This window comes from Alcanivorax sp. HI0044, assembly GCF_001634945.1.
Genome location: NZ_LWEZ01000962.1, coordinates 1 through 541, shown reverse-complemented (window position 1 = coordinate 541; position 541 = coordinate 1). Strand labels below are relative to the sequence as shown.

1 protein-coding gene is annotated in these 541 nt (G+C 53.8%); it reads right to left on the bottom strand.

Features of this window, described 5'->3' with window-relative positions; translation table 11 throughout:
• The coding region (locus A3730_RS11240) for a type II 3-dehydroquinate dehydratase (protein ID WP_156501157.1) at positions 1-226 on the bottom strand (226 nt) is incomplete at its 3' end.
• Between the last annotated feature and the right edge of the window lie 315 nt (positions 227-541).

Sequence of the window (541 nt, the reverse complement as noted above, 5' to 3'; positions counted from 1 at the left end):
GGTTGATAATGATGAAGTCGATTCCCTCGGTGCGGGCATCGTGTACGCGCTCGACCAGCTCGTATTCCGCGTTGCTTTGCAGATGCTGCAGGTGATGGCCGGCCGTGCTGGCCTGTTCCTGCAGTTGCTGGTTGATGTCCGCCAGGGTGGCATGGCCATACTTGTCCGGCTCGCGGGTGCCAAGCAGGTTCAGGTTTGGGCCATGTAAGACCAGAATGGAAGCCAAAACGGGTCCCCTTGCGAATTTGTCGTTATTTGCAGTGATCGTGCTGGAAAAATCCGGATTAGTCCGGGCTTTCTTGCACAAATGCAATATTAGGGGCAAACCATGACAGAAAAAAGGGCTTTACAACATTCGTTACAAGTTACCGGAAGATTGCGTGATATCGGTACCATTTCATGGGGGTTGTATAGGCGGTATGCCTTGGGCTATATAACGAGGCGGCTGAGAGAGCCTGCTTGCTAGCAAGCTCCCTCAGCCTATTGTGATGGGTAAAGGTGGCTGGATAGGGGGGCGCGTTACAACGTCGGCATGACCCGC